Annotated in this window: 14 protein-coding genes and 6 tRNA genes; 6 read left to right on the forward strand and 14 right to left on the reverse strand. The window is 66.1% G+C overall.

The window, feature by feature from the left end:
- Window positions 1-21: 21 nt before the first annotated feature.
- From RALTA_RS09370 to RALTA_RS09385, 4 genes are all read left to right on the forward strand, one after another.
- Complete coding sequence (locus tag RALTA_RS09370) at window positions 22-873, forward strand: M90 family metallopeptidase (protein ID WP_012353194.1); 852 nt, start codon at window positions 22-24, stop codon at window positions 871-873.
- A gap of 198 nt (window positions 874-1,071) precedes the next feature.
- Window positions 1,072-1,332, forward strand: coding sequence for a type B 50S ribosomal protein L31 (locus RALTA_RS09375; protein WP_012353195.1), 261 nt, complete (start codon window positions 1,072-1,074; stop codon window positions 1,330-1,332).
- A 242-nt stretch (window positions 1,333-1,574) separates the two neighbouring features.
- A complete protein-coding gene (locus tag RALTA_RS09380; RefSeq protein WP_012353196.1) occupies window positions 1,575-3,362 on the forward strand; it encodes an ArnT family glycosyltransferase in 1,788 nt (595 codons plus the stop codon).
- A gap of 144 nt (window positions 3,363-3,506) precedes the next feature.
- Window positions 3,507-4,859 carry an MATE family efflux transporter gene (locus tag RALTA_RS09385; RefSeq protein ID WP_012353197.1) on the forward strand — a complete coding sequence of 451 codons (1,353 nt, stop codon included), beginning with the start codon at window positions 3,507-3,509 and terminating at the stop codon, window positions 4,857-4,859.
- A gap of 86 nt (window positions 4,860-4,945) precedes the next feature.
- Here the strand turns inward: RALTA_RS09385 and RALTA_RS09390 are convergent.
- The 7 genes from RALTA_RS09390 to gltX form a co-directional block, all read right to left on the reverse strand.
- Window positions 4,946-5,022 (reverse strand) — tRNA-Asp (locus RALTA_RS09390).
- A 69-nt stretch (window positions 5,023-5,091) separates the two neighbouring features.
- A tRNA-Glu gene (locus tag RALTA_RS09395) sits at window positions 5,092-5,167 on the reverse strand.
- A gap of 105 nt (window positions 5,168-5,272) precedes the next feature.
- Window positions 5,273-5,348: transfer RNA gene (locus tag RALTA_RS09400), tRNA-Ala, on the reverse strand.
- 196 nt (window positions 5,349-5,544) lie between these two features.
- Window positions 5,545-5,621 (reverse strand) — tRNA-Asp (locus tag RALTA_RS09405).
- A gap of 69 nt (window positions 5,622-5,690) precedes the next feature.
- A tRNA-Glu gene (locus RALTA_RS09410) sits at window positions 5,691-5,766 on the reverse strand.
- A gap of 66 nt (window positions 5,767-5,832) precedes the next feature.
- A tRNA-Ala gene (locus RALTA_RS09415) sits at window positions 5,833-5,908 on the reverse strand.
- Between the two features lie 329 nt (window positions 5,909-6,237).
- Complete coding sequence (gene gltX / locus RALTA_RS09420) at window positions 6,238-7,638, reverse strand: glutamate--tRNA ligase (RefSeq protein ID WP_012353198.1); 1,401 nt, start codon at window positions 7,636-7,638, stop codon at window positions 6,238-6,240.
- Between the two features lie 266 nt (window positions 7,639-7,904).
- Here gltX and RALTA_RS09425 point away from each other — a divergent pair, with 266 nt between their 5' ends.
- The gene (locus RALTA_RS09425; protein ID WP_012353199.1) at window positions 7,905-8,825 is read left to right on the forward strand and encodes a patatin-like phospholipase family protein; all 921 of its coding nucleotides are present in this window, start codon (window positions 7,905-7,907) and stop codon (window positions 8,823-8,825) included.
- 59 nt (window positions 8,826-8,884) lie between these two features.
- Here RALTA_RS09425 and RALTA_RS09430 read toward each other — a convergent pair whose 3' ends face one another.
- The 5 genes from RALTA_RS09430 to RALTA_RS09450 form a co-directional block, all read right to left on the reverse strand.
- Complete coding sequence (locus RALTA_RS09430; protein WP_012353200.1) at window positions 8,885-9,565, reverse strand: C40 family peptidase; 681 nt, start codon at window positions 9,563-9,565, stop codon at window positions 8,885-8,887.
- Between the two features lie 409 nt (window positions 9,566-9,974).
- The gene (locus tag RALTA_RS09435; RefSeq protein ID WP_240991113.1) at window positions 9,975-11,588 is read right to left on the reverse strand and encodes an ABC transporter ATP-binding protein; all 1,614 of its coding nucleotides are present in this window, start codon (window positions 11,586-11,588) and stop codon (window positions 9,975-9,977) included.
- A gap of 44 nt (window positions 11,589-11,632) precedes the next feature.
- The gene (locus RALTA_RS09440) at window positions 11,633-12,769 is read right to left on the reverse strand and encodes an ABC transporter permease (RefSeq protein ID WP_012353203.1); all 1,137 of its coding nucleotides are present in this window, start codon (window positions 12,767-12,769) and stop codon (window positions 11,633-11,635) included.
- Window positions 12,766-13,815 (reverse strand): microcin C ABC transporter permease YejB, encoded by a 1,050-nt coding sequence (locus RALTA_RS09445; protein ID WP_012353204.1) that lies wholly within the window; start codon window positions 13,813-13,815, stop codon window positions 12,766-12,768. Before RALTA_RS09445 ends, RALTA_RS09440 begins: the two co-directional genes overlap by 4 nt.
- A gap of 51 nt (window positions 13,816-13,866) precedes the next feature.
- Complete coding sequence (locus tag RALTA_RS09450) at window positions 13,867-15,768, reverse strand: extracellular solute-binding protein (protein WP_012353205.1); 1,902 nt, start codon at window positions 15,766-15,768, stop codon at window positions 13,867-13,869.
- A 209-nt stretch (window positions 15,769-15,977) separates the two neighbouring features.
- On the opposite strand from RALTA_RS09450, the gene fabI reads away from it, so the two are divergent.
- Entirely contained in the window at window positions 15,978-16,766 is a 789-nt protein-coding gene (gene fabI / locus RALTA_RS09455; protein WP_012353206.1) for an enoyl-ACP reductase FabI, read from the forward strand.
- Window positions 16,767-16,866: 100 nt separating this feature from the next.
- Here the strand turns inward: fabI and RALTA_RS09460 are convergent, their stop codons facing one another.
- On the reverse strand, window positions 16,867-18,111 hold the full coding sequence (locus tag RALTA_RS09460) for an MFS transporter (RefSeq protein WP_012353207.1): 1,245 nt from the start codon (window positions 18,109-18,111) through the stop codon (window positions 16,867-16,869).
- Window positions 18,112-18,273: 162 nt separating this feature from the next.
- Entirely contained in the window at window positions 18,274-18,723 is a 450-nt protein-coding gene (locus tag RALTA_RS09465; RefSeq protein ID WP_012353208.1) for an ion channel, read from the reverse strand.
- Between the last annotated feature and the right edge of the window lie 6 nt (window positions 18,724-18,729).

Consider the following 18,729-nt stretch of genomic DNA (forward strand, 5'->3'; position numbering starts at 1 on the left):
TTTTTGTTTTTCGACGATGTCATGCTTGGCAAACTGACCGCATTCCTGCGCTCGCGCTCGCGCGCCCGCAAGCTGGAGCACTACGCCATTCCCGACGCGCTATGGTCGCGCACCGTGGCCACGCTGCCGTTCGTGCAGCGCTATGGCAGCGCGGACCTGGCGGCGCTGCGCGAGCTGGCAACGCTGTTTATCGCCGAGAAGGAATACTCCACCGCGCATGACTTGCCGCTCGCCGACGACATGGTGGTAAGCGTCGCCGTGCAGGCCTGCGTGCCGATCCTGAAACTGGGGCTGCCGTGGTATCGCGGCTGGCATGGCATCGTGCTCTATCCGGGCGAGTTCATCATCCGGCGAACCGTGCAGGACGAGATCGGCCTGGTCCATGGCGTGGTCGAGGAAGCCAGCGGCGAAGCCTGGGAGCATGGGCCGGTGATCCTGTCCTGGCCCGACGTGCACAGCCCCGGCGCGGGCCTCGACACCGATCATGAATTGCCGGCGGATACCTACAACGTGGTCATCCACGAATTCGCCCACAAGCTCGACATGCTCGACGGCGAGCCCGACGGCGTGCCGGCGTTCTCGCGCGTGCTGCATCCGGACGTCGACGCCGAGGCCTGGGCCGAGGCCTTCCTGACCGAGTACGATCGCTTTGCCGAAGCCTGGGACGCGCGCGACGAGGCCGACTGGGAGCACCCGGAGCGCCTGCCGGCGGCACTGCGCATCATCGACCCCTACGGCAGCGAGGCGCCCAGCGAATTCTTTGCAGTGACCTCGGAGGCATTTTTTGTCGAGCCGGTCGGACTGGCGCGGCACTGGCCCGTGGTTTACCAGTCGCTGGCGGCGTTCTATCGGCAGGATCCGGCCACGATGTGAAATATGAGGCGCTTTTTCTGCGCAACACTTTGTTGGTCCGATGCCCCGTACACCCTTCCCCAAGTATTTGTTTTTCTGCCATAATCCCGGTTTGCCCGTAATCGGCAAGTGGTTCGTTCGTCGCCGCGCCATGCCTTCTCCCCTGGCGGAGAACTGCGGATTGCAACGGACTGGCTACCCAACCAGAAAGGACTCATCATGAAAGAAGGCATTCACCCGAATTACCGCGAAGTCGTGTTCCAGGACATGTCCAGCGACTTCAGCTTCATTACCCGCTCGACCATCCAGACCAAGGACACGATCGTGAAGGACGGCAAGGAATACCCGCTGGCCAAGATCGAAGTCTCGTCGGAATCGCACCCCTTCTACACCGGCACCCAGAAGATCATGGACACCGCCGGCCGCGTGGAAAAGTTCCGCCAGAAGTTCGGCAACAAGCTGGGCAAGGCTGCGAAGTAATCGCGTTCAGCGACCCCGCATCGCGCATGCCGCGGACAGGCTCCGGGCACGCGCGAACCAGCACAGAGGCAGCATCGGCTGCCTCTTTGCTTTTGTGCCGGAGCGGTTGGCCGGCACGGCCCGCCATCAGGGCTTACCCCCACATTCCGTGAGGCTTCCACGCCATGCCACGGCCACGCGGCCGCCGCATGCGCGATACTGTGGCCTTCGCGCCATGGCGCCACGGCCCGACCTGAGCATCGATGCGTCAAGCCAACACCTCACCCGTCCAGTTGACCGCAGCCGCCACCGGCGCCCTGCCGCGCGCGCTGCTGCTGGCCATCTGCATCATCTACGGCCTGGTCGGCCTGTTCGGGCGCGACCCTTGGAAGAACGAGGACGCCGCGGGCTTCGGCGTGATGTGGCAGCTGGCCACCGGCAGCACGCACGACTGGCTGATGCCGAACATCGTCGGCCGCCCGTACAGCGAGGACGGCCCGCTGGTGTTCTGGATCGGCGCGCTGATGATCCGCGGCTTTGGCGGCTGGCTGGGCGCGACCGACGCGGCGCGGCTGGCAACCGCGCTGTTCTTCTTCGCGACCTGCGCCTGCATCTGGTACACCACCTACCTGCTGGGCCGGCGCGATGAGGTCCAGCCCTTTGCCTACGCTTTCGGCGGCCAGCCCAATGCGCGCGACTACGGCCGCACGCTCGCCGACGGCGCGCTGCTGATCTTCCTCGCCTGCGTGGGCCTGGCCATGCGCGGGCACGAGACCACGCCGCAGGTTGGCCAGGTCGCGTTCATCGCGCTGGCGCTGTACGGCATGGTGCGCAGTCTCGACAAGCCGACCCAGGGCAGCCTGATCTATGGCGCCGCGCTGGGCGGCCTGACCCTTGCCAGCGGGCCGCTGCTGGCGCTGGCGCTGCTGCTGGGCACGGCAGTCTGCGCGCTGGTGTGCAGGCCGCTGCCATGGCGGCGGCTTGCCGCCGTCGCGATTCCGCTGGGCCTGCTGGTCGTGGCCGCATGGCTGGCGGCCGCGTATTTCGGCGCGGCCGACCGCAACGAGGCCGTCACGTTTATCCGCGAATGGTCGCGCTATGACCGCCGCAGCTACGGCTCGCCCAATATGGCGACGTTCGGCTTCAACATGCGCAACCTGTTCCTGTACACGTGGCCGGTGTGGCCGATCGCTGGCTGGGCCTGGATCGCCTGGACCGGGATGCGCCGCGCGCCCCATGTCGCGGCGCCGCTGGCGCTGCTGCTGCCGGTGCTGATCCTGCTGTTCCTGCAACGCAGTGCCGGCGACGTGCAGTTCATCCTGCTGCTGCCGCCGATGGCTGTGCTGGCCGCCTTTGCCCTGCCGACGCTGGCGCGCGGCGTGATCAACGCCATCGACTGGTTCGCGCTGCTGTTTTTCACTATCTTCGGCGGCACCGTGTGGTTCATGTGGATCGCCAAGACTACCGGCTGGCCGCCGCGCATCGCGCGCAATGTGTTTCGCCAGCTGCCGGGCTACCAGCATGAATTCACCGTCGCCGCGGTGATGTTTGCGCTGGCGGCGACGGTCGCCTGGGTTCTGATCGTGCGCTGGCGCCTGTCGCGCGCGCCAAAGCAGATCTGGCGCCCGGTGGTGATTTCCGCGGCCGGCACCACGCTGATGTGGGTGATGGCGATGACGCTGTGGCTGCCGTCGATCAACTACGGCAAGACCTATCGCGACGTGGCCCAGGCGGCGTCGATGGCGCTGCCCGCGGCCTACCAGTGCGTGCAGCCGATCCGCATGGGCGATGCGCAGCTGGCGTCGTTCGCGTACTTCGGCCATATCCGCTTCGGCGGGCCCAACGACGGCTGCGACGTGCTGCTGCGCCACGATTCGGTCGACTACGGCGAGCCGGGCAATATCTCGCACTTCGAGTGGCGGCTGATCTGGGAAGGCCGGCGCCCGGCCGACCGCGACGAGCGCTTCCGCATGTATCGCCTGGTCGATACCGCACGCGCAGTCCACCCGCGTCCGGACCTGCCGCGACGCCGCCTGCCGCGCCAGCCTTGAGGCGGGCCAGGTCCGCCGGTAGCCGCAGGTGGCCGTCAAGGTCGCCACCCCCGATACACCGCAGCGCCTGACGCGCCCCCGAACCATTCCGGCCGCAGGCGGCTGCGGGGCTGGACTGCCAGCCCGCCCCCTGCCGAGCCTTGAATGACATTGTTCCAAGACCTTCGCCGCATTGCCGCCCTGGCCGCCCCCGTGCTGGCCGGGCAACTCGCCGTGATCGCCTTCGGCGTGATCGATACCGTGATGGCCGGACGCGCGTCCGCCACCGACCTCGCTGCCGTAGGGCTGGGCGGATCGATCTACGTGACCATCTATATCAGCCTGATGGGCGTGTTGCAGGCGCTGTCGCCCATCGCCGGCCAGCTCTATGGCGCCGGCCGCCTCGAAGCCATCGGCGCGGAAGTCCGGCAGGCGGCATGGCTTGGGCTGGCGCTGGCGGTGCCCGGCGTGCTGCTGCTGGCTTTTCCCGGCCCCTTGCTCGCCTTCGCCAAGGCCCCGCCCGAGCTGGTGGAAAAGGCTACCGCTTACCTGCATTTCGGCGCCTTCGGCTTGCCGGCGGCCCTGGCCTTCCGCATCTACTCGGCGCTGAACAACGCGCTGTCCCGGCCGATCATGGTGACGGTGCTGCAGGTCGGCGGGCTGGCGCTGAAGGTGCCGCTCAATGCCTGGTTCATCCATGGCGGCCTGGGCGTGCCCGAGATGGGCGGCCCCGGTTGCGGCCTGGCCTCGACGCTGATCAGCTGGACCTGGTGCATTGCGGGGGTGCTGATCCTGCGGTATGGCAGCGCCTATCATGCGCTGCGCATCTTCGATACCTGGAGCTGGCCCGCCGCCGCGCCGCTGCGCGCACTGTTGCGGCTGGGCGTGCCGATGGGGCTGACCTACCTGATCGAGATCACGTCGTTCACGCTGATGTCTATCTTCATCACGCGCCTGGGCACGGTCACGCTCGCCGGCCACCAGATCATCGCCAACCTGGGGGCGGTAGCCTACATGCTGCCGCTGTCGCTGGGGATCGCCACCTCGACGCTGGTGGCGCAGCATCTCGGCGCGCGTGACCGGGCCGGCGCCAGCCGCCTCGCCTGGCGCGGCATCCGCATGGCGGTGCTGCTCGCGGTGCTGACCGGCGCCCTGCTGTGGCTGCTGCGCAAGCCGGTGCTGGACGCCTATGCCAGCGATCCCGCGGTGGTCGCTGCGGCGCTGCCGCTGGTGCTGTTCGTGGCGTTCTACCAGGCCTTCGACGCGGTGCAGGTGATGACGGCCTTTATCCTGCGCGCATACAAGATCGCGCTGATCCCGACGGTGATCTACGCCGGCTCGCTCTGGGGCATTGGACTGGGTGGCGGCTACGTGCTGGGCTTTGGCCTGATCGACGGCCTGCCCGCCTTCACGCGCGGCGCGAGCGGCTTCTGGCTGGCCAACAGCCTGAGCCTGGCCCTGGCGGGCGTGCTGCTGGTGCGGTATTTCAGCCGGGTCAGCAAGGATCCGGAAAACTGAATCGCTCACAAGGTCGCCCCAAGCAGGCGGCCAGCAGTTTCGATGCGTACAAAAGAAAAAGCCCGCTTGCGCGGGCTTTTCAAAATTGGCGGAGTGGACGGGACTCGAACCCGCGACCCCCGGCGTGACAGGCCGGTATTCTAACCGACTGAACTACCACTCCTTAGTCGGCTGCCGCCTCAAGCTATTGCTTGAGACGACATGCTGGACGTCTGATTACGCCCGGCTGTTTTGGCGTCCCCTAGGGGATTCGAACCCCTGTACTCACCGTGAAAGGGTGATGTCCTAGGCCTCTAGACGAAGGGGACAGAAACTTGTTGTTCAACGCGTTTTCTGCCTTGCGCTGGAAAGTCCGCCATCATAGCAGTCTTTTTCGCGCTTGGGAAGCCTCTTTTCAGACGCTTCCCAGATTCTGGTGGAGCTAAGCGGGATCGAACCGCTGACCTCTTGCATGCCATGCAAGCGCTCTCCCAGCTGAGCTATAGCCCCGTATCCGGTACTCTGGACGGTTACTGCTGGATTCTTCTGCCGCCGCAGCTTGCGCAGCGTTTGCAGCGAAGACAGGATTATATAGCGATTTTGACAACGAATGCAACATATTTTATTGCATTTACCGCGATTCACAACATAATCCCTCACCCAAAAGAAAAACCCGCATGGTGCAAACACCATGCGGGTTTAGTTTTGGCGGAGTGGACGGGACTCGAACCCGCGACCCCCGGCGTGACAGGCCGGTATTCTAACCGACTGAACTACCACTCCTTAGTCGGCTGCCACCTCAAGCTATCGCTCGAGACGACATGCTGGACGTCTGATTACGCCCGGCTGTTTTGGCGTCCCCTAGGGGATTCGAACCCCTGTACTCACCGTGAAAGGGTGATGTCCTAGGCCTCTAGACGAAGGGGACAGAAACTTGTCTTTCAACACGTTCCGTCTGGCACCAACCGATACTGCATGGCTGGCGCCTGAATCTTGGTGGAGCTAAGCGGGATCGAACCGCTGACCTCTTGCATGCCATGCAAGCGCTCTCCCAGCTGAGCTATAGCCCCATGGTACTTCTATTTACTGCCACTTGCTGCATTTTCGCTTGAATTAACTACCGTTTCAAGCGAAGCCAAGATTATATATGAATCATTAATCTTTGCAAGCTCCCGTTTCAGCTTTTTTCGCCTGCCTGCACTTTGATAATCCGTACAGAACTGACGAGGATCCTTCCGGATCCGCCGGCCCGCTTGGTCGTTGACCGCGCTGCAGGGAGAACGAGATTATGCGCAAGTCCCCGCCGAAGCGCAAGCCCCGGCGCGGACTTTTTTGCGTCTTTTTGGGAGGCGCCCGGTGGCGCCTCGGTTGCTCGCTGGTTGCTCGCTTGGTTGTTCGATCAGGCAGCGGCAGCCAGGCGGCGCAACACCGTGTCGCGTCCGAACAGTTCCAGTACCGCGTCGATGCTCGGCGTCTGCAGCTGCCCCGCCACCAGCAGGCGCACCGGCATGGCCAGCTTGGGCATCTTCAGTCCGAACTCGGCCAGCACGGCCTTGAAGGTGGCGCTGATCTCCTCTCGCGTCCACGACGGCAACGCGCCCAGCCGGGCCGACAGCGCGGCCAGCGCAGGCTGGATTTCCGGTGTCAGGTGTTCGGCCTTGAGCGCGGCATCGGCCTGCGGCTCGCCGCGATAGAACAGCAACGCTGCCTGCGCGACTTCCTTCAGCGTGTTGGCACGGTCCTTCACCAGCGCGATCACGCCGACCAGGTCCGCGCCCTCCACCTTGCCGCCCAGCGCCTCGATGAACGGCTGCGTCAGCGTGGCCAGGCGCTGGTTGTCGCCCACCTTGATGTAGTGGTTGTTGAGCCAGGCCAGCTTCTCCGGGTTGTACTGGGCAGGCGACTTGCCCAGGTGCTCGAGGTCGAACCACTCGACGAACTGTTCGCGCGAGAAGATCTCGGCATCGCCGTGGGCCCAGCCCAGCCGCGCCAGGTAGTTCAGCACCGCCTCCGGCAGGTAGCCCTCGTCACGGTACCCGGTCACGCTCATCGCGCCATGGCGCTTGCTCATCTTCTCGCCCTGCTCGTTGAGCACGGTCGGCAGGTGCGCATAGACCGGCGGCGTGCCGCCCAGCGCGCGGATGATGTTGATCTGGCGCGGCGTGTTGTTGACATGGTCGTCGCCGCGGATCACGTGCGTGATGCGCATGTCCAGGTCGTCCACCACCACGCAGAAGTTGTAGGTGGGCGTGCCGTCGGGGCGCGCGATCACAAGGTCGTCAAGCTCGTCGTTGGAAATCTCGATGCGGCCCTTGACCGCGTCGTCCCACACCACGCTGCCGCCGATCGGGTTCTTGAAGCGAATCACCGGGTCCACGCCGGCCGGCGGTTCGGGCAGGACCTTGCCCGGCTCCGGGCGCCAGAAGCCGTTATAGCGCGGCTTCTCGCCGCGCTCGCGCTGCGCTTCACGCAACGCGTCCAGCTCTGCCGTGCTCATGTAGCAACGGTAGGCCAGCCCGGCCTCGACCATCTGGGCCACCACCTCGCGATAGCGGTCCATGCGCTGCATCTGGTAGAACGGCCCTTCGTCGATATCCAGCTCCAGCCAGGCCATGCTCTCGAGGATCACGTCGACCGCTTCCTGCGACGAACGCTCGACGTCGGTGTCCTCGATGCGCAGGATGAAGTCGCCTTGCATGCGGCGGGCGAAGGCCCAGGGATAGAGCGCGGAGCGGATGTTGCCGAGATGGATGAAGCCGGTCGGGCTCGGCGCAAAACGGGTGCGGACGCGTTGGGTCATGATCAGGGGAAAAACAAGAAAGCCCGCGCGCGGCGGCGCGCAGGCTGGTGTATGTGCGGGCCCTGCATTATACCAACGCGTATTGCCCGGCTTCGCAACCCTCGCCTGACCCGCGGCACGCACCGGCGCCGGGCGGAATCATTTATGCTTGCGCCGGTCTGAGCTGTGGCTGGCAGCCAGGCCGTGCGATGCGAACATGCCCGAAGCAGCACCCGCACCGCCTCGCCGCCGCCGCCGGCCTCATCTCGTTACCCATTCCCCGCTGCATGCAACGACGTCATTTCCTCGGCATTTCCGCCGCCGCCCTGCTGGCGGGCTGCGCCTTTGGCCCGCGCCCCGCGCCACCGGTCGCAGCCACGCCACCCGCCCCGCGGCCCGTCAAGATCGGCCTGGCGCTGGGCGGCGGCGCGGCGCGCGGCTTTGCCCATATCGGCGTGATCAAGGCGCTCGAGGCCCAGGGCATCCACGCCGACCTGGTGACCGGCACCAGCGCCGGCGCGGTCGTGGCGGCGCTGTACGCCAGCGGGCTCAATGGCTTCCAGCTGAACAAGCTTGCCCTGACCATGGACGAGGCCGCCATCGCCGACTGGGCCCTGCCGTTCGGCACGCGCTTCGGCGGCTGGCTCAAGGGCGAGGCCCTGCAGAACTACGTCAACCGGCTGGTGCAGAACCGCACCATCGAAGCCATGAAGCTGCCGCTGGGCATCGTCGCCACCGACCTCAAGAGCGGCGAGAAGATCCTGTTCCGGCGCGGCAACACGGGCCAGGCCGTGCGCGCTTCCAGCAGCGTGCCCGGCGTGTTCCAGCCGGTATCGATCCAGGGCCACGACTATGTCGACGGCGGCCTGGTCGAGCCGGTGCCGGTGGATTCCGCGCGCAGCATGGGCGCGGACTTCGTCATCGCGGTCAATATTTCGGCCGACCCGTCGGCGCAGCAGCACGCCGGCCAGAGCGGCGTGCTGCTGCAGACCACCGCGATCATGGGCCAGTCGATCAACAAGATGGCGCTGGCGCGTGCCGACGTGGTGATCCGGCCCGAGCTGCCCGACATGGGGGGCAGCGACTTCAATGCGCGCAACCGCGCCGTGCTGGCGGGCGAACAGGCAACCGCCGCTGTCATGGCAACATTGCGGCAGCGGCTGGAACAGGCCCGGCTGGCGCCGGCCGGCAAGGTCGCGGCGCAGTAGCGCCCAAGCAAAAAAGGACTGCCGTGGCAGTCCTTTTTTGCTGGAAGCGTCGCGAAGCCTCAGCCGCCGTACATCGACGCGCGGGCAGCCTTGGGATCGTAGCGCTTGAGCGTCTCGACCATGTCGCCGAGGCTCTCGGTGCTGCGCTCGTTGCCTTCGTCGATGCGGCGGGCACCGTTGTAGCGGGTCACCCAGTACGCCGCGCGCATGTCGTCGACCCGGATCTTGCTGCCGGTGGACGGCGCATGCACGAACTTGTTGTCGCCGATATAGATGCCGACGTGCGAGAAGGTCTGGCGCATGGTGTTGAAGAACACGAGGTCGCCCGGACGCAGGTCGCTGGTGGCCACGGTGGTGCCGACGCGGCTGATTTCGACGGAGCGGCGCGGCAGCATGAAGCCGAAGGTGTCGTGGAACACGTAGCGGACGAAGCCGCTGCAATCGAGGCCGGATTCGGGCGTGTTGCCGCCGAAGCGGTAACGCACGCCGATCAGGCCCAGCGCGTTCATGACCAGATCGCCAGCCTTGCTGGCAACGTTGCTGGTGGAATTCACCACCGACGACAGCAAGCCGCGCTTGCCTTCCGCATGCGAATCCATGGCCGGGGCCGCGGACTCGATACGGGTGTCGGCATCCTTGAACACCGTATCCGCCAGCACTCCATTCGACACAGTCGCACCGCAGGCAAGGGCAAATCCGACGGCGGCGCGCGCCAGGGAATGAAGCACCGATCGCTGCATTGGTTCTCCTGTTGATCGTTCCAAAGCAAGCCCCGGCACAAAGTCCGGGGCAGCTGGGTATTGAGCGGAGGTCGCGCGAACGTTTCAATGACGTCGGGCGATCCTCGGGTGAACTATGGGGCATGACCCTACGCAAGCTTCACGCCAGGCCGTCGTGCCGGCAGCCGCACCGCGCCAGTGCATGGCATATGCGAATGCGCCGAACGGACCACCCCCAAAACTAGTTCTGGCGGGATGGTAAAGGGTTGTCATCCACATGTCAAAGTTCGTTACAAATTCGACGAATTTGGCTTCCGAATCAACGATATAGACCGGTTTTCGCATCTTCTTTATCGGATTAATCAGAAGGTTCGATGCTAGCCGGCGCCGGGCGGCAGCGGCGCCGCAGCGCAACAAACCGCGCCGCCGGCTACGCTGCGCCAACCTGCGCGGCCGCCATCAGCTTGCGCGTATAGGGATGCTGCGGCGCCCCCAGCACCACTTCGGTGTCGCCGGACTCGACCACCTCGCCCGCCTTCATCACGATGACCCGGTGCGCCATGGCGCGGATCACCGCCAGGTCGTGGCTGATAAACAGGTAGCTGAGGTTGTACTTGTGCTGCAACTGGGACAGCAGCGCCAGCACCTGCTGCTGGATCGACACGTCCAGCGCCGAGGTCGGCTCGTCCAGCACCAGCACCTGCGGCTTGAGGATCAGCACGCGGGCGATGGCAATGCGCTGGCGCTGCCCGCCCGAGAACTCGTGCGGGTAGCGACCCAGCGCGGTACGGTCCAGGCCGACCTCGCGCAGCGCCTCGATCACGCGCTGGCGCAAGGCCTCGCGCGACAGCCCGGGCTGGTGCAGTGCCAGCCCTTCGCCGACGATCTGCTCGATGGTCATGCGCGGCGCCAGCGAGCCGAACGGGTCCTGGAACACCACCTGCATGCGCGCGCGCAGCTTGCGGCGGTCGTCGCGGGTGGCGGTATCGAAGCTGCGGCCCAGGAAATGGATGGTGCCCGCGCTCTTGCGCTGCAGCGCCAGCACGGTATGCGCCAGCGTGGTCTTGCCCGAGCCCGATTCGCCGACGATGCCCAGGGTCTCGCCCTCGCGCAGCTGGAAATCGACATCCTTGACCGCCGCGAACTGGTCCTTGCCGAACCACCCGGCCAGGCCGCGGCGCTTGCGCGCATAGCTGACGCCGAGCTTGTTCGCCTCGAGCAGCACCGGCGCCAGCGGCACCAGCGGCAGCACCTCGCGTCGCGGGCGGCTGTCGATCAGCTTGCGGGTGTAGGGGTGCTGGGGCGATGCGAATACGCTGGCGGTGTCGCCGGTCTCGACCAGCACGCCCTTCTCCATCACGCCCACGCGCTGCGCAAAGGAGCGCACCAGGTTGAGGTCATGCGTGATGAGCATCACCGCCATGCCGAACTCGGCCTGCAGGTCGCGCAGCAGATCCATGATCTGCGCGCGGATGGTGACATCCAGCGCCGTGGTCGGCTCATCGGCCAGCAGCAGCTTGGGCCGGCACGCCAGCGCCATGGCGATCATGGCGCGCTGGCGCTGGCCGCCCGAAAGCTGGTGCGGGAAGCTGTCGAAGCGATGCGCGGCGTCGCTGATGCCGGTGCGTTCCAGCAGCGCGATGGCGCGCTCGCGCGCGGCGCGGCGGTCCAGGCCTTCGTGCAGCGCCAGGGTCTCGACGATCTGATTGCCAATGGTGTACAGCGGGTTCAGCGCGGTCATCGGCTCCTGGAAGATCATCGCGATCTCGGCGCCGCGGATCGCGCGCATCTCGCGGTCGGAGACCTCCAGCAGGTTCTTGCCCTCGAAACGGATCGCGCCATCGTAGTAGGCGTCCTCCACCAGCCGCAGCATGGCCAGCGCGGTCACGGTCTTGCCCGAACCCGACTCGCCCACCAGCGCATAGCGCTCGCCGGCGCGCAGGTCGAAGCTGACATCGCGCACGGCGCGGGTGGCATGCTCGCCATGGCCGAAAGTGACCGACAGCTTGTCCACGCACATCAGCATGGATCCGGGCGTGGGCATCGGCGCCGGCTCCACCTCCGGCACGGTGATCTGGGACACCGCGGTCATGGCGTGGCCTCCGGAGCCGCGCCGGTGGGCGCGCCGGCGGGAACCTTGGGCTCGACGCGGCCGCGCAGCGCGGCCAGGCCCAGCCGGGTATCGAAGGCATCGCGCAGCGCGTCGCCCATGAAGGTCAGCAGCAGCAGCGTCACCACCAGCACGGCGAAGGTCGACAGCGAGATCCACCACGCGTCGAGGTTGGCCTTGCCCTGGGCCAGCAGTTCGCCCAGGCTGGGGGTGGTGGGCGGCACGCCAAGGCCGAGGAAGTCCAGGCTGGTCAGCGCCAGGATGGCCGCGCTCATGCGGAATGGCAGGAAGGTGATCACCGGTGTCAGGCTGTTGGGCAGGATATGGCGCCACATGATCTGCACGTTGGACAGTCCCAGGGCGCGCGCGGCCTTGACGTAGTCGAGCGAGCGGTTGCGGTAGAACTCGGCGCGCACGTAGTCGGACAGACCCATCCAGCCGAACAAAGACAGCAGGATGATCAGCAGCGCCAGGCTGGGCTCGAAGATGGAGGCGAAGATGATCAGCAGGTACAGCTCCGGCATTGAGCTCCAGATCTCGATGGCGCGTTGCGAGAACAGGTCGAAGCGCCCCCCGAAGAAGCCCATCAGCGCCCCCGTCAGCGTGCCGACCAGCACCCCGATCACGGTCAGCGCCAGCGCGAACAGCACCGACACCCGGAAGCCGTACAGCAGCCGCGCCAGCACGTCGCGGCCGCGGTCGTCAGTGCCAAGCCAGTTCTCGGCCGAGGGCGGCGCCGGGTTCGGTTCCTTGGCGAAGTAGTTGAGCGAATCGTACGAATACCGGTTCAGCGGAAACACCGCGAAATTGCCGTTGGTCGTGATGCGGTCGCGGATATACGGGTCCAGGTAGTCGGCCGGCGTGGGGAAATCGCCGTCGAAGGTGGTTTCCGGATAGACCTTGACGATGGGGAAATACCATTCGCCCTTGTAGTGCACCACCAGCGGCCGGTTGCTCGACAGCAGTTCGGCGCCCAGGCTGAGCACGAAGATGAAGACGAAGATCACCAGGCTCCAGTAGCCGCGCCGGTTGCGGCGAAAACGCTGCCAGGCGCGCTGGCGCGGCGAAGGCGAATGCGGCAGGCCGTTGGGCGCCGCGTGCGAGAATGGTTTCATCGGTGCAGGCCCTCGAAATGGATGCGCGGATCCACCAGCACGTAGCAGACGTCGGAGATCAGGCGCGTGACCAGCCCGATCAGCGTAAACAGGTAGAGCGTGCCGAGCACCACCGGGTAGTCGCGCCGCAGCACCGCCTCATACGACAGCAGGCCCAGCCCGTCGAGCGAGAACAGCGTCTCGATCAGCAGCGAGCCGGTGAAGAAAGCGCCGATGAACGCCGCCGGGAAGCCGGTCACCAGCGGGATCAGGGCATTGCGGAACACGTGCTTCCATAGCACGCGGCGCTCGCCCAGGCCCTTGGCGCGCGCGGTCAGCACGTACTGCTTGCGGATTTCCTCGAGGAAGGCGTTCTTGGTCAGCATGGTCACGACCGCGAAACTGCCCACCACCGACGCCGTGATCGGCAGCACCAGATGCCACAGGTAGTCCATCACCTTGCCCATCAGCGACAGCTGCTCCCAGTTGTCGGACGTCAGCCCGCGCAGCGGAAACCACTGCACGAAGGTGCCGCCGCCGAATACCACCAGCAGCAGCACGCCCAGCACGAAGCCGGGAATGGCATAGCCGACCAGCACGATGATGCTGGTCACCACGTCGAAGCGGCTGCCCGCGCGGATCGCCTTGGAGATGCCGAGCGGCACCGATATCAGGTAGGTCAGGAAAAAGGTCCACAAGCCCAGGCTGACCGATACCGGCAGCTTGGACTTGACCAACTCCCACACGCTGCGGTGCTGGAAATAGCTCTGTCCCAGGTCGAACTGGGCAAAGCGCTTGAGCATCAGGAAGTAGCGCTCCAGCGGCGGCTTGTCGAAGCCGTAGAGGGCCTGGATCTCCTTGATCTTGTCGGGATCGACGCCGCGCCGCCCGCGGTATTCGGCGCCGCCGCCGCTGGCTTCGCCGGCGCCGCCCCGCCCTTTCAGCTCCATCATCATCTGTTCGACCGGGCCGCCCGGCACGAACTGGATCACGACAAAGGTCAGCGTGATGACCCCGACCAGCGTCGGAATCATCAGCAGGATGCGTTTGAGCAGATAGGCGAGCATTGGGGCCGTCTCTTTCTTTGTCCGCGCTGAACCGGTCAGCGCCCGAGCGCCTCAGCGGGCTTGCGCCTGCATGTCGGTGCGCCACCAGTGGCTGAGGATCCAGCCTTCCGCCGTGTAGAAATACGGAAGCCGCTCCGGATATGCCAGCGTCTTGCGGTAGGCGACCCGGTGCGACGCGCTGTACCAGTTCGGCACGATGTAATAGCCGTGCATCAGCACCCGGTCCAGCGCCCGACCGGCCGTGACCAGTTCCTGCCGGGTATCGGCGCGCAGCACGTTGTCCACCAGCTTGTCGACCGCCGGCGACTTCAGCCCGAACAGGTTGTCCGAGCCCGGCGTGGTCGCGGCCTCGCTGGAGAAGCGGTCGCGTAATTCATTGCCCGGGCTTTGCGAATCGGGGAAGCGGATCGACACCATGTCGAAGTCGAAGTCTTCGAGCCGCTTCTGGTACAGCGCGAAATCCGTGGTGCGCTGGTGCACCTGGATGCCGAGCTTCTCGAGGTTGCGCACGTAGGTGGTGATCACCCGGCTCATGGCGCCGCCGTCGTCGAGAAACTCGAACACCAGCGGCTCGCCCTTGGCGTTGCGCAGCGCGCCGTCGGTATAGGTCCAGCCGGCCTGGGCCAGCAGGCGCCGCGCCAGGCGCAGGTTGTCGCGCAGCGAGCGCGGCGGTGCGGTGCTGGGCTGGACCACGTCGGGGCCGAACACTTCCGGCGGCAGTTGCGCGCGCAGCGGTTCGAGTAGTTGCAGTTCACCAGGACCGGGACGCCCGTCGAAGGTGGAGCTGGCCGACAGTTCGCTGTTGGAGAACCAGCTGTCCAGGCGCTTGTAGGCGCCGTAGAACAGCTGCCGGTTGAGCCATTCGAAATCCAGCGCAAGGATCAGCGCCTGGCGTACGCGCACGTCCTGGAACACCGGCTTGCGCAGGTTCATGACATAGCCCTGCATGCCGGCGCCGTTGCGATGCGGAAACTCGGTCTTGAGCAGCTCGCCGTTGCGAAAGCGCGTGCCCTGGTAGCTCTTGGCCCAGTTCTTGGCCTTGTATTCGACAATGGCGTCGAACTCGCCGGCCTTGAAGGCCTCGAGCCGCGCGGTCTCGTCCTTGTACAGGCGGTAGACCACGCGCGCGAAATTGAAGGTGCCGCGCCGCACCGCGAGGTCCTTGCCCCAGTATTTCGGGTCGCGCTGGAAGATGATGCCGCGGCCGGCGTCGAAGCGCTCGATCAGGTAAGGGCCGCTGGTCACCGGCGGCTCGAAGGTCAGTTTCTCGAACGGAACCTTGGCGGTCCATTTGCGCGAGAACACCGGCAGCGAGCCGACGATCAGCGGCAGTTCGCGGTTGCGCTGCTTGAAATCGAAGCGCACGGTGCGCTCGCCGGTCACGACCACCGCCTTCACGTCGGTGCACATGCTGCGATAGCCGGGGCTCGACGCCTTGCTCATCAGCATGTCGTAGGAGTACTTGACGTCCGAGGCCAGCACCGGGTCGCCATTGGAAAAACGCGCCTGCGGGCGGATCGTGAAGGTGACCGACAACTCGTCAGGCGCCACCGTGACGTCCTCGGCCAGCAGGCCGTAGGCGCTGGCGCTTTCGTCGGCGCTGCTGATCAGCAGCGACTCGAACATCAGCGCGTTCAGGCCCGGGGCCGAGGTGCCCTTCAGCGTGAACGGATTGAACTTGTCGAAACTGGTGCGCCGGTCAGGATTGGCGAGCGTCAGCGTGCCGCCGACCGGGGCGTCGGGATTGACGTAGTTGAAGTGCGCGAAATTTGCCGGGTACTTGAGGTCCCCATGCAGCGCAAAGCCATGCGCCGCCCATGCCGGATCAGAAAAGAGCGAGACCCCCGCCACCAGCGTCAGCGCCAGCTTCATTGCCGCCCAACCACGCAGTACTGCATCCCGCCGGAAGCACTGCCATGCCGCCTGAAGCGGCCAACGTGCTTGAATAGGCATCCTGTTGGATTCCTCCACTGTCACCTGTGGGGCCCGGCGTTCTGCGGCCGGGCCAAGTATGAGACAATTTTACATGCGTCCGGGGTGGCCCCAGCCATCCGGACATTCCCTCTGCGCGGCGCAATAAAAGGGCCGCAGGACAGCCCGGCACCCGCACCGCCGCACGGCGGACGCACGAAGCGTGCCTGATACACCACCTTGGAGAATTTATGGGATTTCTGGCAGGTAAGCGGATCCTGATCACCGGCTTGCTTTCGAACCGCTCGATCGCCTATGGCATTGCCTCGGCGTGCAAGCGCGAAGGCGCCGAACTGGCCTTCACCTACGTCGGCGAACGGTTCAAGGACCGGATCAGCGACTTTGCCAAGGAATTCGGCAGCGACCTGGTATTCGAATGCGACGTCGGCAGCGACGAGCAGATCGCCGCCACCTTCACCGCGCTGGGCCAGCGCTGGGAAAAGTTCGACGGCCTGGTGCATTCGATCGGCTTCGCGCCGCGTGAAGCGATTGCCGGCGATTTCCTCGACGGCCTGTCGCGCGAAGGCTTCCGCATCGCCCACGACATTTCCGCGTACAGCTTCCCGGCGCTGGCCAAGGCCGCCCTGCCGCTGCTGTCGGACAAGGCCTCGCTGCTGACGCTGACTTACCTGGGCGCCGAGCGCGTCGTCCCCAACTACAACACCATGGGCCTGGCCAAGGCGTCGCTGGAAGCCAGCGTGCGCTACCTGGCCGCCTCGGTCGGCCCGCGCGGCATCCGCGCCAACGGCATCTCGGCTGGCCCGATCAAGACCCTGGCCGCGTCGGGCATCAAGGGCTTCGGCAAGCTGCTCGGCCACTTCGAGGAAGCCGCGCCGCTGCGCCGCAACGTCACCATCGAGGAAGTCGGCAACGTCGCCGCCTTCCTGCTGTCGGACCTCGCCAGCGGCGTGACGGGTGAAATCACCTATGTCGACGGCGGCTTCAACGTGGTCGGCGCAAGCGTCGCCGACGCGGAGTAAATCCGGCGCCAGCAACGCGCGTGATAAAAAAGGGGGTGCCGTTATGGCACCCCTTTTTGCTTCGGGATTCCGGCGCTGGCGCTGCGCGCACGCCAGCGTGCTACGCCGCGGCGGGGACGCGCCGCTCCATGCTCAGCATCGACCACGCATAGATCACCAGCCCGCCAAGCGCCAGCAGCAGGCCGACCCAGCCGGTCGATTCCCAGCCAAAGCCGGCGGCAATGGTCAGCCCACCCAGCCACGCGCCGAGCGCATTGGCCAGGTTGAAGGCCGAGTGGTTGAGCGCCGCCGCCAGCGTCTGGGCATCGCCGGCGACGTCCATCAGCCGGATCTGCAGCGCCGGTCCCAGCGCCACGGCGGTGCCGACCAGCAGCACATTGAAGGCTGCCAGCCACGCGTGCGGCGCGGTAAAGGTAAAGGCGCCCAGCACCAGCGCGGTCCAGACCAGAACGCCGCCCACCGTCGGCATCAGCGCCTTGTCGGCCAGCCTGGCCCCGGCCAGGTTGCCCACCACCATGCCGACGCCGAACAGCGCCAGCACCACCGGGATGCCTGCCGCGGGCATATGCGCCAGTTCCAGCATGGTTGGCTTGACATAGCTGAACACCGAGAACATGCCGCCAAACCCGATCGCGCCGATGCCCAGCGTCAGCCAGACCTGCTTGCGCCCGAGCGCTGACAACTCGCGCAGCGGACTGGCATGCCGGTCAGCCGGCACGAACGGCACCCAGCGCCATACCAGCAGCGCGGTCAGCGCGCCGAGCGCGCCAACGATGACGAAGGCCGAGCGCCAGCCCAGCCAGGTGCCCACCGCGGCGGCGATCGGCACGCCGACCAGCGTGGCAGTGGTCAGGCCCAGCATCACCAATCCCACCGCCTGCGCGCGCCGCTCGCGCGCAACCAGGCTGGCCGCGACCAGCGCCGCGACGCCGAAGTAGGTACCGTGCGGAAAACCCGTGAGCAGGCGCGCCACCATCATCGACAGGTATGTCGGCGCCAGCGCGCTGGCGATATTGCCGGCGGCAAACACCGCCATCAGTGCAATCAGCAGGTTGCGCCGCGGCCAGCGCGCGCCGAGCACCGCCAGCAACGGCGCGCCGACGACCACGCCGAGCGCATAGGCGCTGATCAGGTGGCCGGCTTGCGGGATCGAGATGCCGAGGTCGGTGGCGGCATCGGGCAGCAGGCCCATGATGACGAACTCGCCGGTGCCGATGCCGAAGCTGCCGACGCCGAGCGCCAGCAGCGGCAGCCGGCCGGACGACTGGCGGTCGCGGGAAGACAGGGAAACGTCGTGGGGACCGCGGTCGGAATCCGCGGCGGATGGGGCATGTGGGGCGGGCATGTACAGGATTTGCAGGGGGTTCGACGATATGCCGCCCGCTGCCGGGCGAGGTCTTGCCCTCGCCTCTGATCGATCCAGCGTGCTCCTGTGCGGCGCGCAGGCCGTATTGTGCGGCAAAAACGCGAATCCTGCCGGCGCCACCCTTCCCTCGGCACTCCCGCGCTATGGCTCGACGTCTTCGCCCAGGCGGGCCAGGTTGTGCTTGATCACCTCCAGCACCGCCGCCGTCATCACGGAACTGGAGACGCCGAACATCAGGATGCCGTTGGCCGCCTCCAGCGGACCCAGCAGGCGCCACGCAGGCGACATGACGATATCGCCATAGCCCAGCGTGGCAAAGTTGACGCCCGAGTGATACAGCGCGGTCGCTAAATCGGCGAACTCGCCCAGCAGCATGAAGAGGATGGCCCAGATCGCCATCTGGACGAAATTGCCGATCAGCGTCAGCACCATCACCACCGACAGCAGCAGGATCTCCTGGCCCAGCGACATGCCACCGTGCCGCGCATGCTTGAAGCGAGCGTAGTAGCGCAGGCATACGGCCACAAACACCGCCTGCAACAGCAGGCAGACCAGCATCACGGGAAGGCCGATCGCCAGGTTGCGCAGCATGGTCGC

The organism is Cupriavidus taiwanensis LMG 19424 (assembly GCF_000069785.1).
Classification (GTDB): domain Bacteria; phylum Pseudomonadota; class Gammaproteobacteria; order Burkholderiales; family Burkholderiaceae; genus Cupriavidus; species Cupriavidus taiwanensis.

Excerpts from the sequence above, each read along its gene's own strand:
- RALTA_RS09385 (WP_012353197.1), top strand. The coding sequence starts at position 3,507 with ATGACATTGTTCCAAGACCTTCGCCGCATTGCCGCCCTGGCCGCCCCC.
- RALTA_RS09430 (WP_012353200.1), bottom strand. The coding sequence starts at position 9,565 with ATGCAGCGATCGGTGCTTCATTCCCTGGCGCGCGCCGCCGTCGGATTT.
- fabI (WP_012353206.1), top strand. The coding sequence starts at position 15,978 with ATGGGATTTCTGGCAGGTAAGCGGATCCTGATCACCGGCTTGCTTTCG.
- RALTA_RS09460 (WP_012353207.1), bottom strand. The coding sequence starts at position 18,111 with ATGCCCGCCCCACATGCCCCATCCGCCGCGGATTCCGACCGCGGTCCC.
- RALTA_RS09450 (WP_012353205.1), bottom strand. The coding sequence starts at position 15,768 with ATGCCTATTCAAGCACGTTGGCCGCTTCAGGCGGCATGGCAGTGCTTC.
- RALTA_RS09370 (WP_012353194.1), top strand. The coding sequence starts at position 22 with ATGCTTGGCAAACTGACCGCATTCCTGCGCTCGCGCTCGCGCGCCCGC.
- RALTA_RS09465 (WP_012353208.1), bottom strand. The coding sequence starts at position 18,723 with ATGCTGCGCAACCTGGCGATCGGCCTTCCCGTGATGCTGGTCTGCCTG.
- RALTA_RS09380 (WP_012353196.1), top strand. The coding sequence starts at position 1,575 with ATGCGTCAAGCCAACACCTCACCCGTCCAGTTGACCGCAGCCGCCACC.
- gltX (WP_012353198.1), bottom strand. The coding sequence starts at position 7,638 with ATGACCCAACGCGTCCGCACCCGTTTTGCGCCGAGCCCGACCGGCTTC.
- RALTA_RS09375 (WP_012353195.1), top strand. The coding sequence starts at position 1,072 with ATGAAAGAAGGCATTCACCCGAATTACCGCGAAGTCGTGTTCCAGGAC.
- RALTA_RS09435 (WP_240991113.1), bottom strand. The coding sequence starts at position 11,588 with ATGCCCACGCCCGGATCCATGCTGATGTGCGTGGACAAGCTGTCGGTC.
- RALTA_RS09445 (WP_012353204.1), bottom strand. The coding sequence starts at position 13,815 with ATGCTCGCCTATCTGCTCAAACGCATCCTGCTGATGATTCCGACGCTG.
- RALTA_RS09440 (WP_012353203.1), bottom strand. The coding sequence starts at position 12,769 with ATGAAACCATTCTCGCACGCGGCGCCCAACGGCCTGCCGCATTCGCCT.
- RALTA_RS09425 (WP_012353199.1), top strand. The coding sequence starts at position 7,905 with ATGCAACGACGTCATTTCCTCGGCATTTCCGCCGCCGCCCTGCTGGCG.